Here is a 13,423-nt window from a genome sequence, read left to right as displayed (position 1 = left end):
ATGGTTGTGGCCGCCCGAGGAGTACTCATGCTGAAAACGCGATTCACAGAGACATTCGGTGTCGAGCACCCCATTGTCCAGGGTGGAATGATGTTCGTCGGCCGCGCCGAGTTGGCCGCAGCTGTTTCCAACGGTGGTGGACTCGGAATTATCACTGCACTCACTCAGCCCACGCCCGCCGATCTGGCGGAGGAGATCAGGCGGTGTCAGGCGCTCACCGACAAGCCGTTCGCAGTGAACTTGACGCTGACGCTCTCGATCAACCCACCACCCTTCGCCGAATTCCGCCGAGTAATTATCGATTCCGGCGTGAAGATCGTGGAGACGGCCGGGTCGGACCCCACCGTGCATGTCGAGCACTTCAAGGAACACGGTCTGAAGGTGATTCACAAGTGCACCAGTGTGTGGCACGCCCTCAAAGCAGAGAAGGTCGGCGTGGATGCGGTCAGCATCGACGGCTTCGAGTGCGCGGGTCATCCGGGTGAAGACGACGTGCCAGGCTTGGTCCTGATTCCGGCGGCCGCGGATGCGCTGTCGATCCCGTTCGTTGCCTCCGGGGGATTCGCGGACGGCCGCGGTCTCGCTGCGGCGTTGGCTCTCGGCGCCGACGGCATCAACATGGGCACCCGATTCATGTGCACCGAGGAAAGCCCCATTCACGACAACATCAAGAACCTCATCGTGGATGCAAGCGAACGGGATACGCGGCTGATTATGCGGCAACTACGAAATTCGATGCGTGTATCGAAGAACACCGTCAGTGACGAAGTGATCGAGATACTGAACAAGGGCGGACGGTTCAAAGACATCAAGGACCTGGTGGCCGGAGTACGAGGACGCACCGTCTTCCAGAACGGGGACCCGGAGTTGGGCGTCTGGACCGTCGGTCTCGTGCAGGGATTGATTCACGACATCCCTCCGGCCGGTGAACTGGTGCAAAAGATCTCGGCCGACGCGGAGCAATTGTTGCTGGGCTTGACCCGCACCGTTGTCGTCGATCCGGTAGCCGCGGCAGGGCGTGGGTAGGACATGACTGTCGACGACGTCAGCGCATCGGTGACCGACGAAGAAGTGCCGTTGCTGGTAACCAGAGACGGGCAGGTTGAGATTTTCACCCTGAACCGTCCCGACCGCAGAAATGCCATCAATCGGGCGATGCGCAAGGCCATCAAGAAGCAACTGTGGCGAGCCGATGCCGACGACGAGGTCCGGGTCGTCGTGATCACCGGTGCCGGGTCATCGTTCTCGTCCGGCGTGGATCTGCCGGAGGCGCTCGCGGGGCCGCCACCCCGAACGGAGGGAACCACGCCGACGCAGGTGCTGAGGGCGATGTCCAAGCCGATCATCGCCGCGGTGAACGGGCCTTGCTATACAGGCGGATTCGAGTTCGCGGTGAATTGTTCGTTCATCATCGCCTCCGAACGCGCCAAGTTCGTCGATACCCATGCGCAGATCGGTTTGCTCAACGGCTGGGGAGGAAGTGCGTTGCTCCCGCGCGCTGTCGGGTTACCCGCCGCCATTCAGATCATCCTCGGCGGTCAACCCGTCGACGCAGCTACCGCCGAGCGCATCGGGCTGGCCAACGAAGTGGTTCCACACGATCGGCTCATGACCAGAACCATGGATGTTGCCCATGCGATCGCCCAGGGGCATCCCGGAGCCGTGCAACGCATGCTGCGGTTGTTGAAGGACGGTGCAGGGACGTCGGTTACTCACGCACTGGGTCTGGAAGCCGAGGCCGGAGCGACTTTTCGTCGTGACAATGCAGATGTCGGCGCTCGTTTCGGGCGCCAGCGCGCGGCGCAGACGGACTGATCAGCAGATGCTGCAGAAAGGTGGTCCGGTGGAATCGATGTCCTCGACGAATACCGATGATTGGCGGGAACGGCTCGCTGTCTCCTTGGACGACTACCGCGCGCGGCCACGGCCGGTAACGTCACGTGAACGATTCGATGCCGCCGTGGCGTGGCAGTCCGAACTCGTGGACGCCGCTCTGGCGGCTCCGGGGTGGCCCGCGGCCGTCGGCGGGATGGAACTCGAACTCGAGGACCAACTCGACTACTACCGAATGATGACGGCCGCAGGTGCCCCCAAACATCCGTGTGCCCTATCGTTCATCGTCGCTCCGACACTGATTGTGCACGGCACGGCCGAGCAGAAGAAGCGCTACCTCGAGCCTTTGCTTCGTGCCGACGAGTTCTGGTGTCAGGGCTTCTCGGAACCGGGCGCGGGCAGCGATCTGGCCTCACTGTCCACTCGTGCCGTTCGGGACGGTGACGTGTATCGGGTGACCGGGCAAAAGATCTGGACGACCATGGCCGACAGAGCAGACTGGATTTTCGCGTTGGTGCGGACCGGCCCTCCCGGCCGTGGCACGGCGGGTATTTCCTATCTGCTCATCTCGATGAGGTCCCCTGGTGTCGAAGTCCGTCCCCTCCGTGAGGCAGCAGGCGGTCACCACTTCGCCGAAGTGTTCTTCGACGATGTGGAAGTGCCGGTGGCGCAGCGTATCGGGGAGGAAGGGGAGGGCTGGTCGATCATGCGAACCTCCCTCGGCCACGAACGGGCGACGGCTTTTCTCGCCGACGAATTCCGTTACCGCGCAACCGTCGACAAAGTGTTCCGTCTGGCAATCGAACAGGGATATGCGCGCGACGCGTTGGTCAGGCAGGAGCTCGCTGCCATCGAAACCGGCGTCCGCACGATTGCCACCAACAGTGCCCGCGCGCTCGACGCGGTGCTTCGCAAGGAAGATCCAGGTGCCGTGGCTTCTATCAACCGACTCGTGAAATCGGAGTTCGAGCAGAGAATGCACACGTTGGCTCTCCGGCTCACCGGATCAGGATCTGTGCTGGGGACTCGTAGCAACGGTGCGGTCGAAAAGGGCAGGTGGAGTTACGGATACCTGATGTCCCGGGCAACGACCATCGGCGCAGGAACCTCGGAGATTCAACGTAACACCATCGCCGAATCGGTTCTGGGTCTGCCATCTCATCGGGGCGAAGGGCGTCGAGCGGCTGCAGTGACACCCGGGCGGCCCCTGGCAGCACCCGACGAGGACGAAGCCGCATTGCGCCAGATCTTGCGCTCCGCGATTGCAGGTCATGTCGATACCGCTTCGCTCCTGGCGCGTGCGGGTGAACCGGCGTCGATGTGCACAGCCCTGTGGGACGAACTGGTTCAGTTCGGACTTCCAGGACTCGCAGCTCCCGACTCGCTCGGCGGAGGCGGCGCACCTGTTCGATTGCTGTTGGCGGCCATCGAGGAAGCGGCGTACCTGCTGGCTCCGGTTCCGCTCGTGCCGACGGTCATAGCGCTCGAAGTACTACTCGCGGCAGGCGCGGACGACGCCGCACGGCGTGTCGTCAGCGGCAGCACTGCAGCCTTCGTGGTCTCTGTCGACGACGGGGGGTGGGTCACGGATTCAGGCCTGCCTCAGCTACGGGACAATCGTCTCTCCGGTGTGGTCGAACGCGTGGCGGGCGCACCGGTAGCGGAGGTACTTACCGCTCTCGCAATCGATTTCGATACCGACGAGCAGGTACTTGTGGTGATCGAACCCGAGAACGTCGAAAGATCCGACCAGGAATCGATCGACATCACGGCAACGGTCGGCACCGTGAAATTCGACAACGCACGATGCGTCGTCGTAGCGCGTGGACCGGACGTCGAGGTCGCCTTGGACCGTGCCCGGGTCCGAGCGCTGGGTGCCGTGGCGGCGGACTCTGTCGGCGTTGCCAATCGGGCACTCTCAATGGCGGTGGAGTGGGCAGGACAGCGCGAGCAGTTCGGACGGCTCATCGGGTCGTTCCAGGCCGTATCGCATCGGTGCGCAGACATGCTGGTCGCTGCCGAAGGTGCCCGCAATCAAGTGCTCTCGAGTGCAGACCTCTCGGACGATGACCCTGACGTCGACGTTGCTGCGGACCTCGCCGCGGCGTCGGCGTGCACCGCCGGTGTGGCGGTGACAGAAGCCTGCATCCAAGTGCACGGCGGTATCGGATTCACTTGGGAGCATCCTGCTCATCTCTTGTTGCGCAGGGCCACCGCCAACCAGGCGTGGCTCGGCAGACCAGAGGTGCTGCGGGACCGAGCGGTGGGATCCGTGCTCGACCGACTGTCCTGATCGGTCGATCGTATCGATCGTCGAGGCGTGTCGTTTTCGAGATCTTTCGAGTGCAGTGTCGTAGTCCGTGTTGTACCGATGAACGAAGGAGTTCACCCATGATCATCGAAGGCAGCGTCGCATTGATAGTAGGCGGCGGTGGAGGGTTCGGCGGGGCAACCGCTCGCAGATTGGCGAAGGCCGGAGCCACCGTCGCGGTGCTGGATCTCGACGAGGAGAAGGGCGCCGCCTCGGCAGCCGAGATCGGCAACGGTGCCATCTACGCGAAGACCGACGTCACGTCCGAGGAGAGCATTCTCGAGGCGATCTCCCGAGCCGAGGCTCTCGGACCGATTCGTATCGCCGTGGTCGCGCACGGCGGCGGCGGGGGAGACGGTCGGGTTGTTCATCGCGACGGTGCCCCTCACAGCTTCGAAAAATTCAAGCGCGTCGTCGATGTCTTCCTGAATGCCACGTTCAACGTGACTCGATTGGCGGCGGCGGCCATCGCCAGGAACGATCCACTCGACGGCGGTGAGCGGGGCGTTATCATCAATACGGCGTCGATCGCTGCGTTCGACGGCAGTATCGGCCAATCTGCCTACGCTGCGGCAAAAGCCGGAATCGTGGGGATGACGCTGCCGGCGGCACGTGATCTGGGGCCGCTGGGAATCAGGGTCATGACCATCGCCCCCGGCGTATTCCTCACCGGTGCATACGGTGATGTGGCACCGGAAGATCTACAGGCGCAATGGGGCCCGTCGGTGCCGTTCCCTTCCAGGATGGGTGACCCGGACGAGTATGCGATTCTGGCGCAGCAGATCTGCGAGAACCCCTATTTGAACGGGGAAGTGATTCGGCTGGACGGTGCGCTGCGGTTCACCAAGAAGGGTGGCTAGATCCGGTCACGAGTTCGGGCCCTCCGTCCTTCGGTAGGGCCCGAACTCGATTCGGTGGCTACAACCTCATGTCGATGACGATCTTTCCGCTGGCTCGGCGCTCAGCGACCTCGGTCAGCGCGCTCGGAACATCCTCCAACGAATAAGTCTTGGAGACATACGGTTTCATTCCCTCCGCGACAAGTCTGGTCAGCTCGGCAGCCGCTTCCTTCGCGGCATCGGGCGCGTGCGCCGCGAGGGTGCGTATCTCGAAGCCGCGCAGGATTACACCCTTGAGCAATACGAGATTGAGCGCGATCTTGGGAATCTCGCCCTGCGCGAACCCGACACAAACGTATCGTCCACCCCAGGTCAGAGCGCGAATCGATTGTTCAGCGTACGGCCCACCGACCGGGTCGACCACGACGTCGGCACCGCCACCGGTGATCTCCTTGATTCTGACCTTGAGGTCCTCGTGGTCGTAACCTACGGTCTCCACTGCGCCCAATTGCCGGCATAGTTCTGCTCGCTCGGTGGTCGACGCTGCCGCAATCACGCGTGCGCCCAACCTCGTAGCAATATCGACACATGCCGTCCCCACTCCGCCCGCGCTGCCGAGCACAACAACCCAGTCGCCTGGCTGCACCGCTCCGAAGGTTCGCAGCGAGTGATACGCGGTTCGGTAGGTGACATTGAATGCCGACGCATGGATCATGTCCAGCCCCTGCGGAACCGGAGTGAGTGATTCGGGGAGAACGGCGATGCGCTCGGCGAATGCGCCGCCCATGGCCGATCCCATGACCGGATCACCGACCGAGAGCCCCGTGACACCGGCCCCGACTTCGGCGACCCTGCCTGCGAATTCGCTTCCAGCGGTGAAGGGTAAAGGAAAGCTCACCTGGTATTTGTCGGCGGCGATCAGCACATCCGGATAATTGACCGCTGCTGCTTCGATCGCGACGACGACGTGCCCGGGTGCGGCGACCGGATCGGGAAGTTCGCGGATGACTATTTTGTCCGGATCCCCATGTGTTTCACATCGTGCTGCGCGCATATCGTTCGCTCTCCTCATTCCGTGAAACTACGAATGTCATTGTGCTGTAAAGCGTCGACGCCAAAGATCGATGTCGGCCCGGGATGCACCGTGATCGGTCAGCCAACCCGTCGGGCCGCCCGGCCAGGACGTGACGATGTCCACGACCTCAGAGATTGCGTCGGGCGAGACGGTGAACAGACCCCGCGCCACCGGGGATCGCGTCTGCGCACGTTCGATGTTCGGGTCGGCCTTCGACCTCAGGCGTTCTCGCAGCAAAGGCAGGTTGCGCTGAGTCGCCAGATAGTCGCCCGTGACGGCCCACGGTTCGACCCCGGCAGCCAACAACAGCACTGCGACGACGACCCCGGTCCGATCTTTGCCGACAGCGCAGTGCACGAGCACCGGTCCATCGGCGTGCGCGGCCAAGGCGACCGTCTCGGCGATTCGACGTCCGCGATCGCGAACCATGGCGGAATAGATCTCCTGCAACGTATTCGGAATTTCACGCTCCGGAGCGGCCGCGTCGAACAAGGAGTGTCGGTGGACGACCGGGCCTGGCGGCCATCGATACCCAACCCGATCGATCTCCTCATCCGAACGAAGATCGATCACGACGGCAGGTGGCCAGGTGTCCACCTGCTGAGGGGTCGAGTCGCCGGGATAGAGCGCGTCGCCCCGGTAGAGTACTCGCGGATGAGAAGTGCCGCCGCCCAATACAGGTAGACCTCCGAGATCCCGTAGATTGACCGGTCCGGCAGTGGTTTTCACTGCTTTATCTCCAGTCCATCCGCACTCAGTACAGTCCGCCGTCGACGCGAATGAGCGACGATGTCGTGTAACTCGACGCCGAGCTGGCGAGGTAGAGCGCAGTGGTGATGATCTCCTCGGGCTGTCCGGGTCGGCCGGCCGCGCTGCGAGTGGTGTGCCGCTTCTCTTCGTCCCAGTGCTTGGAGATGTCGGTGAGGAAAGGTCCTGCGGAGAGTGTGTTGACTCGAACCTTGGGGCCGTACTCGCGTGCGAAGACACCGGTCAAGGTGTTGAGCGCAGCTTTGGCCCCTGCGTACGGTCCGAATCTCGGCTGTGGGAACAGTGCCCCTGAGGACGAGATGTTGATGATCGAGCCACCATCGCCTGCGGCCATGCGCTCACCCACCAGAGAAGTCAATCGGAACGGCCCCTTGAAGTTGATGGCAATGACCTTGTCGAACAGTTCCTCGCTCGTTTCGGCCGAAGATGGTGCGACCGGCGACATTCCGGCGTTGTTGACCAGGATGTCGACTTTGCCGAACTTGTCGTAGGCACGCTCGACCAACGACTCGATCTCGTCCCAATGGCCGACGTGGCAGCTGACCGGCAGCGCTCTGCGGCCCAGTGCCTCGACCTCACGCGCGAGTGATTCGCACGCGTCGAGTTTGCGGCTCGTGATGACGACGTCGGCACCGGCGGCCGCGAATGCGAGCACCATCTCTCGGCCGAGTCCTCTGCTCCCACCGGTGACGAGGGCAACTTTTCCATCGAGTGAAAAGTGGTCGGTCATGAGATCACGTACTCCTCGAGAACATCGGCATGCTTGGTCTGCGCGGCAGCCAAGCGGGTCGGAATGTGATTGGACGGGAACAAGCCGTCTGCTGCTTCGTAGTTCGCGAGAACTCCGCGGGCCACGGCGACCTTGTGGACCTCGGTCGGTCCGTCGGCGAGGCCGAGGGAGACGACGCCGGTCCACCAGATGTGCAGCGGGGTTTCGGTTGTGACACCGAGCGAGCCGTGAATCTGAATAGCCCGGTAGATGATGTCGTGGTACACCTTCGCCATTGCGACCTTGCACATCGCAATGTGGGTACGCGCGGACCCGTGTGGCTTGTTGTCGATGATCCACGCTGTCTTGAGCACCAGCAGTCGGTACTGCTCGAGCTCGATGGCCGAATCCGCGATGAACTGCTGAACCAGCTGCTTCTTGGCCAGCGCTTCGCCCTGGGTACGACGGGAAAGGGCGCGCTCGGCCATCATGTCCAGTGCTCTTTGACATTTCCCGACGGTACGCATGGCGTGATGCACACGGCCGCCGCCGAGGCGCGCCTGGGCAACCTCGAAGCCTTGCCCCGGGCCACCGAGAATCGCATCGGACGGTACCCGGACATCGTTGTACCGAATGTAGGCGTGAGTTCCCTCGTCGAGTTCCTCGCGATCGCCCATCACCGTGACGTTGCGGATGATCTCGATGCCGGGAGTCTCGCACGGTACGACGAACATCGACATGCGACGGTAAGGCGACGCCTCGGGATCGGTGACGGCCATGACGATGAGGAACGCCGCGTAGCGGGCATTGGAAGAGAACCATTTGTCGCCGCTGATCACCCATTCGTCACCGTCCAGACGGGCCGAGCAGACGAACTCCTTCGGGTCTGACCCGGCCTGGGGCTCGGTCATCGAGAACGACGAGACGATGTCACCGTCGAGGAGGGGTTGAAGATACCGTGACTTCTGCTCCTCGGTACCGAACATAGCGAGAATCTCGGCGTTTCCGGTATCGGGTGCTGCCGTTCCGAATACAGTCGGAGCCCACATCGACCGACCGAGAATCTCGTTGAGTAGTCCGAGTTTTAGCTGGCCGTAGCCCTGTCCGCCGAGCTCGGGACCGAGGTGGCACGCCCACAGACCCTGTTCCTTCACTCGTTCACGCAGTGGGGCCAGAATGGCGCGTGCGGCCTTGTTCTCGGTGTTGTACGGCTGGCCCAGATGCTGGAACAGCACATCCAGCGGTTCGCACTCCTCGGTCACGAATTTGTCGACCCAATCCAGTTTTTGCTGGAAGTCCGGATCGGTTGAGAATTCCCACATGTCGATTCCTTTTCGTGTTCGGAAAAATCGGTCGTTCAGTGCTGGAGTGCCATGCCGGCCATACAGAACACCAGTAGGTGTTCGCGATCCTCGGGGGTCGGTCTCTCGCCGCTGTTCAAGTAGGTGGCCGTAGTCCCCATGACAAGGGTGTGGATCAACTGCGCCGTGCGAAACGGCTGCGCCACATGGCCTTCGGTCATGACGGCGGTCAATAGATCCAAGATTCGTGCATGTCCTACCGGCTCGATGTCACTGTTGTTCGGTGCGACCTGTCCGACATTCCAGATGATGGTTGCGCTCAGTTGTGACAGTGCTGGATCTTCGATCTGCGCGAGAACTCCGTCGATCCAGGCGCGCATACGAGCCTCCAGCCCGACCTGCTCGAGCACTTTGCGCTCCAGGTAGGAATGAATGGCGAGCAGGCCCTGCTCGTACGTCGCGACTATGACGTCGTCGCGGCTCCGAAAGTGGCGGTAGAAGGCCTGATTCGACATCCCGGCCTCACGGACTATGTCAGCGACTCTCGGTCGGTCGGCGCGTCCGATTCTGAGCATGACCTGTTGCGTCGCGAGGACGAGCTGTCGAACCTCGTTGTCGTACGACGCCTGTCGATCCGGTTTTGCCACGCGGCGCAGCCGACTCCCGCCGGAGATGACCGGCGTGGTCGGTAAGGGGCGGTCGGTGGCAGAGGACACGAGTCAGCCCTCCACCCGACGATGAAACACCGCGAGTTGTGTTGCTGCAGCTGCGATACCGAGGGCTAAGACACCGGCCACGGCTTTGTCTCCCCGAAAGGCCGTGTCCCAGCCGAGGAGGCGATCGACACTGAATCGACCGGGCCCCAGTGCGGCCAGGGCGGTCGCCGCGGTGGCGAGATTTGCGACGTACTCCCAACCTTCGGACGTGATGAAGAAGCCGTTCTGGACGTGAACCGACCGCGCGGCCACGGCCATGGTCGCGACGACGGCGGCGGCGGCCACGGGCGTCGCCGCGCCCGCCACGAGTGCGGCTCCTGCCGCCGTCTCGACCGCGGCGCTGGCCTGCGCCTGCAACCGCGGTCTACGGAAGCCGATGGAGCCGAACCACCCGGCCGTTCCGTCGATGCTGCGACCGTGTTTGAGACCGTGAGCGACCATCGTGCCCCCGATCAGTGAACGCAACAGCAACGGGGCAAGGATGTCGCGGCCGCTTCGGGTGTCCGACTTGTTCGACAGCATGATGGTTCGTACTCCTTTCGCAGACGATCTGTTTCGATGCGTCAGCATCCGATGAGTGTCCGGGCATCGGACAGCAGTGACGCCATCTTCGGTTCCATGCGAACGAATGAGGGGTTGGCCTCTACGGTCATGGTTCCGGCACGCCGCGCACGCTTGATGAGCAGGCCGGTGGCAGCGGCTTCCTTGTACCTCGTCAGGGCCTCGAACCACTGCATGTCCGGGACGGTTTCGCCCCGCGTCTGCTCGTAGGTCCGCACCACCTCGGCCACCGTCGGAGTCCCCGCAGGTTCTCCGGGAGGTGCAGCAGGATGGCCGGCCTCATCGGTGAAGTACATGAGCCAGGTGAGATCGATTCGGGGATCGCCGACGGACCAGATCTCCCAGTCGATGATGGCGGTGACCCGATCGCCCTCGCAGAGGGTGTTCCCGAGCCGGAAGTCGCCGTGATTGACCACGGGGGCAATCGCCGCTGGGATCGTGGAGTGGAGAGCGCGCGCACAACTGGCGAAGTCGCCCTGCAGATCGGACGGCACTGTCTCGAATGCCCTTGTCCACCGGTCGATTTCCTGAGCGAGAGACACCTGCGGTTCGTCGGATAATCCGATCGATGCGGGCGCGACCTTATGTAGGTTCGCCAGCATTCTGGTGGCATCGAGGTACCGGTCGAACGTCTGCTTGCGGCCGGCGGTGTCCCGAGGGCGCGTGGTATCGAGCAGCGGCTCGACGCATTCGCCCGCGACCATTTCCATCGCGACGAACGGTGGGAATTCCGGCGGAGTGCCTTCGTGCTCGAAGTAGACGGCAGGTGTGCGAACCCCCTCGACGCCGTGCAGGGCCGACATGACGCGACCCTGCCGTAGGACGTCGCGATTACGGACCGGGGCGAGGCCGGGCGGTGCGACCTTGAGGACGACGGGTTCCGGACCGGACGGCCGCATCGTCTGGGCAACGAAGGTCAGCGACGAGGATCCCCCGGTGAGAGATGTGATGTCGGTGACCTCGACGTCGTCGTGCCAGTTCAGTGCAGCTCGCCGCGTCCGACTGGTGAGGTCCTCGAGCAGATCGGTGTGGTCGACGTGCGGCATCGATCGAAGCCCTTCGGTGGAGTGAAGTGAGAACAACGTTCTGAGAACAGCATTCTCGGTGGAATCACCGCAAACAAGGGGCTGTTCCGCTCAGCGGTCGAGCGCTATCACCCGGTACCGGCAGGCGCCGACTCACTCACTGCGACAGAAGCATTTGGAAACAGTGAAGGACCGAAATCGGGCACGGATAACTCTTGCGTTCTGTGGACCGATGGGTCTACGTTTCGAGTGGCGCACGTCATACCTCCGACATCGGGAGGCCGTCAATCTCGCGATTCGATAGCGACAGCCCTCGCCGTCATCGCGAATTTCCAGACAGCTCGCCGCACGTGTCGAAAGCTGACCATGCGTGTCGCGATCTCGGGAACCTACTCGGAAAGGCCTCGGAGCGAACGCATATGGCAATCACCTCATTCAAACGGGTCTGGCGCGGCCTACTCGTACTGTTCCTGGTCACTGTCGCGGCCGTTGGTCTACTCGGACTGGCACCAGGTTCCGCGGCCGAGGTGATCCTCGGTGAGAACGGCACTCCCGAGGCAATTGCCGAGTTGAACGCCGAACTGGGGTTGGACCAGCCGCTCTGGCGGCAGTATGTCGAGTGGTTGTGGGCGGCTCTCCGCGGCGACCTGGGAGTATCGCCCCTGACCGGCCAAGACGTCACCGGCGCCATTGTGGACCGTCTCCCGGTCACTCTGGAATTGGCGGCATTGGGTCTGCTCATCGCATTGATGGTCGCTGTAGTGCTGGCCGTGATCGCCGCGGCAACGCAGGACAGTTGGATCGACCGAGCAATCAGCGGAGTCTCCTCGGGATTTCTGGCGATACCAGCGTTCATTGCCGGTCCGGTGCTCATCTACTTCTTTGCCCTGCAGCTCGGTTGGTTACCGGTCTCCGGGTGGGCTCGTCCCAGTGACGGGATCGGCGAAAACCTGGAGTACGCAATCCTTCCTGCGGTCGCAATCGCCTTCGTGGAGATCGCCACCTTCCAGCGCCTGCTGCGAACAGATCTCGTCGGAACGCTGCGGGAGGACTACGTCGCCGCAGCACGGGCGAAGGGAATGTCGTCGACGTACGTCCTGTTCAGGCACGCTCTGAGGCCGTCGTCGTTTTCCTTGATCACCATGGCGGGCATCAGCTTGGGCCGGTTGATCGGGGGAACTGTTGTGGTCGAAATCATCTTCGGTCTTCCTGGACTCGGACAACTGGTGTCGTCATCGATCACATTGCGCGACGTCGTAACCGTTCAGGGCGTCGTGGTGTTCATCGCTCTTGTGTACGTCCTGATCAACATGTTGGTCGACTTCAGTTACGGATTCCTCGACCCACGGGTCAGAAAGGCTGCGCGAGCATGACTCTGACCGAAAACAGTGCCTCGGTGAAAGACGCGGTACCCGACAGGCCGATCGTCCGACCGATCCCGAAGAAGCGAGCGGTCGCCCTGTGGGTGAGCTATGCATGGCTCGTCTCGACAGTCGTCTCCGCTGGTGCCGCGGGCATCCTGCCGATACCCGACTATGCCGTTCCTGTTGGACCATCGCGCATCGGGCCACAGTGGAATTCGATTGACCTGTTTCTCGGAACCGACAATTTCGGGCGATCCATTCTGTCCCGCTGCATCTACGGGGCGCGGGTGTCCTTGGTGGTCGGAGCTGTCGCCGGGATTGCAGGACTGGTGATCGGCACCGGACTCGGGATGCTCGCCGGCTACTTCGGGAAGCGGTGGGAGTGGTTCATCTCCCTCTTGGCCGACGCGATGCTGGCGTTTCCGCCCCTCATTCTCCTGTTGGCCCTGGCGTCGATCATGACGCCGAGCGTGTCGACAATTCTGATCGGTTTGACCCTGGTCACCATTCCGACCTTCATCCGCCTGGCTCGCGCTACAACGATCTCGTGGTCTTCGCGCGAGTTCGTCCGTGCCGCCAAGAATCTCGGTGCGAGGGACACCCGTATCCTCTCGAAAGAGATTCTGCCGAATGTGATTCCGACTCTTGGGGCGTTCTTCCCCATCGTTATCGCTGCCCTGATCGTGGCGGAGGGTTCACTGAGTTTTCTCGGCCTCGGAATCCCTCCGCCGCAGCCGAGCTGGGGCGGAATGATCGCGGACGGGCAGGCTTCCATCGCAACCTCGCCCCACATGGTCTTCGTACCGGCACTGGTCATCTTCCTCACCGTCTTCTCGCTCAACCAGATCGGCGATCATCTTCGATCGCGCTTCGATCGCACGCTCACGGACTGACAACAGCGCTCACGCAGTACAAGCCCGC

Annotated in this window: 13 protein-coding genes; 6 read left to right on the top strand and 7 right to left on the bottom strand. The window is 62.6% G+C overall.

The genetic code is table 11. From position 1 onward, the window contains the following. The first annotated feature begins 27 nt into the window (after positions 1-27). The 4 genes from BH93_RS20020 to BH93_RS20005 all read left to right on the top strand — a co-directional run bounded on the left by BH93_RS20020 (position 28) and on the right by BH93_RS20005 (position 5,004). Positions 28-1,026, top strand: a complete 999-nt coding sequence (locus BH93_RS20020; protein ID WP_037176949.1) for an NAD(P)H-dependent flavin oxidoreductase — start codon at positions 28-30, stop codon at positions 1,024-1,026. 3 nt (positions 1,027-1,029) lie between these two features. Beyond that, complete coding sequence (locus tag BH93_RS20015; RefSeq protein ID WP_080739178.1) at positions 1,030-1,815, top strand: enoyl-CoA hydratase-related protein; 786 nt, start codon at positions 1,030-1,032, stop codon at positions 1,813-1,815. 37 nt (positions 1,816-1,852) lie between these two features. Continuing rightward, complete coding sequence (locus BH93_RS20010) at positions 1,853-4,126, top strand: acyl-CoA dehydrogenase family protein (protein WP_037176953.1); 2,274 nt, start codon at positions 1,853-1,855, stop codon at positions 4,124-4,126. A gap of 98 nt (positions 4,127-4,224) precedes the next feature. After that, positions 4,225-5,004 (top strand): SDR family NAD(P)-dependent oxidoreductase, encoded by a 780-nt coding sequence (locus BH93_RS20005; RefSeq protein ID WP_037176114.1) that lies wholly within the window; start codon positions 4,225-4,227, stop codon positions 5,002-5,004. Between the two features lie 58 nt (positions 5,005-5,062). Here the strand turns inward: BH93_RS20005 and BH93_RS20000 are convergent, their stop codons facing one another. From BH93_RS20000 to BH93_RS19970, 7 genes are read right to left on the bottom strand one after another with little or no spacing between them, the layout of a single operon-like run. Beyond that, complete coding sequence (locus BH93_RS20000) at positions 5,063-6,037, bottom strand: NADPH:quinone oxidoreductase family protein (RefSeq protein ID WP_037176116.1); 975 nt, start codon at positions 6,035-6,037, stop codon at positions 5,063-5,065. Positions 6,038-6,073: 36 nt separating this feature from the next. Then, entirely contained in the window at positions 6,074-6,787 is a 714-nt protein-coding gene (locus BH93_RS19995) for a tyrosine-protein phosphatase (protein ID WP_037176120.1), read from the bottom strand. A 25-nt stretch (positions 6,788-6,812) separates the two neighbouring features. Beyond that, positions 6,813-7,556: an SDR family NAD(P)-dependent oxidoreductase gene (locus BH93_RS19990; RefSeq protein WP_037176124.1), complete on the bottom strand. Its 744-nt coding sequence runs from the start codon at positions 7,554-7,556 to the stop codon at positions 6,813-6,815. After that, a complete protein-coding gene (locus BH93_RS19985; protein WP_037176126.1) occupies positions 7,553-8,857 on the bottom strand; it encodes an acyl-CoA dehydrogenase family protein in 1,305 nt (434 codons plus the stop codon). The genes BH93_RS19990 and BH93_RS19985 overlap by 4 nt, the downstream gene beginning before the upstream one ends. 35 nt (positions 8,858-8,892) lie before the next feature. Then, positions 8,893-9,552, bottom strand: a complete 660-nt coding sequence (locus BH93_RS19980; protein ID WP_037176128.1) for a TetR/AcrR family transcriptional regulator — start codon at positions 9,550-9,552, stop codon at positions 8,893-8,895. A gap of 3 nt (positions 9,553-9,555) precedes the next feature. Continuing rightward, entirely contained in the window at positions 9,556-10,074 is a 519-nt protein-coding gene (locus tag BH93_RS19975) for a DoxX family protein (RefSeq protein ID WP_037176130.1), read from the bottom strand. Positions 10,075-10,115: 41 nt separating this feature from the next. Further along, positions 10,116-11,159, bottom strand: coding sequence for a phosphotransferase family protein (locus BH93_RS19970; protein ID WP_037176131.1), 1,044 nt, complete (start codon positions 11,157-11,159; stop codon positions 10,116-10,118). A 398-nt stretch (positions 11,160-11,557) separates the two neighbouring features. Between BH93_RS19970 and BH93_RS19965 the strand changes: the two genes are divergently transcribed. Then, on the top strand, positions 11,558-12,511 hold the full coding sequence (locus tag BH93_RS19965; protein WP_037176133.1) for an ABC transporter permease: 954 nt from the start codon (positions 11,558-11,560) through the stop codon (positions 12,509-12,511). Continuing rightward, a complete protein-coding gene (locus BH93_RS19960) occupies positions 12,508-13,395 on the top strand; it encodes an ABC transporter permease (RefSeq protein WP_037176135.1) in 888 nt (295 codons plus the stop codon). Before BH93_RS19965 ends, BH93_RS19960 begins: the two co-directional genes overlap by 4 nt. Positions 13,396-13,423 lie beyond the last annotated feature (28 nt).

Origin of the sequence: Rhodococcoides fascians A25f (assembly GCF_000760935.2) — a bacterium.
Lineage (GTDB): Bacteria > Actinomycetota > Actinomycetes > Mycobacteriales > Mycobacteriaceae > Rhodococcoides.
The sequence above is the reverse complement of the archived record's forward strand: the minus strand, read 5'-3'. Positions and strand labels throughout refer to the sequence as shown.